Annotated in this window: 1 protein-coding gene; it reads left to right on the top strand. The window is 65.3% G+C overall.

Annotated features, from left to right (window positions below; genetic code table 11):
* A partial coding sequence (locus DGA31_RS29415) for an RHS repeat protein (protein WP_277749413.1) occupies positions 1-1,031 on the top strand: 1,031 nt, incomplete at both ends.

Consider the following 1,031-nt stretch of genomic DNA (forward strand, 5'->3'; position numbering starts at 1 on the left):
AACCTGCGCACCACGCTGGAATACAACACCCTGGGGCAGCTGCTGCGCACCACCACCCGCGATCAGACAGCCTTTACGACCCTGGTACTGGAGCAGGCCTATGACGCGCACGGCCGCGAGACCTGCCGGACCGTGGACATGACCGGGCAACCCCGGCAAACCGTGGAGCAGCGCTGGCAGGCGGACGGCCTGTTGCTCAGCCGCTGCTGGCGTCAGGACACCCTCACCGTGCTGGACGAAACATTCGAATACGATTCACGCGGGCGCCTGGGCAGCCACACCTGCACCGGTGAGCAATTGCCCCGGGATGACCTGGGCCGGGCCTATACCCAGCAGATATTCACCTTCGATGCCCTGGACAATCTCAAGACGGTGCGCACCAACTTTACACCGGGCAGCACGCCGGCCGTTGAGCTCGCCCAGTACGTGTACGACGCTGTCGTGCCCTGCCAGTTGAACGAAATCAAATACACGCCGGCGCGGGCATCTGGCTACCCGACTTTCCGCTACGATGCCGACGGCAACCAGCTCAATGACCGGCTGGGCCGCCAACTGCACTATGACCTGCAAGGCCGGTTAACAGCAGTCGAACACCCGGACGGGCAGGCAGTGGCCGCTTATGGCTACGACGGCCACAATCATCTGGTCAATGCCACCCAGGGCGCCGAGGCGCCAACGCTGCGGTTCTATCAAGACGACGCCCTCAGTTGTGCGGTCAGGCAAGGCATTGCCAGCCAATGGCTGCACGGCCCCCAGGGTGTGCTGGGGCAGCAGCAGAGCCACGACCCGGACCAGACCCTGCTGGCGCTGACCGATGCCAACGGCAACCTGCGCGCCGAGTATCAGCAGGGCGACGAGCGCCGCGCGGTATACAGCGCCTACGGCCAGCGACACAGCGACGAGCCGCTGCTGAGCCTGAGCGGCTACAACGGCGAGATGCTCGACAGCGCCACGGGCTGGTACCTGCTGGGCAAGGGCTACCGGGCCTACGACCCGGCACTGATGCGCTTTCACAGCCCCGACAGCCTGAG

Source organism: Pseudomonas ovata, from assembly GCF_003131185.1.
GTDB lineage: Bacteria > Pseudomonadota > Gammaproteobacteria > Pseudomonadales > Pseudomonadaceae > Aquipseudomonas > Aquipseudomonas ovata.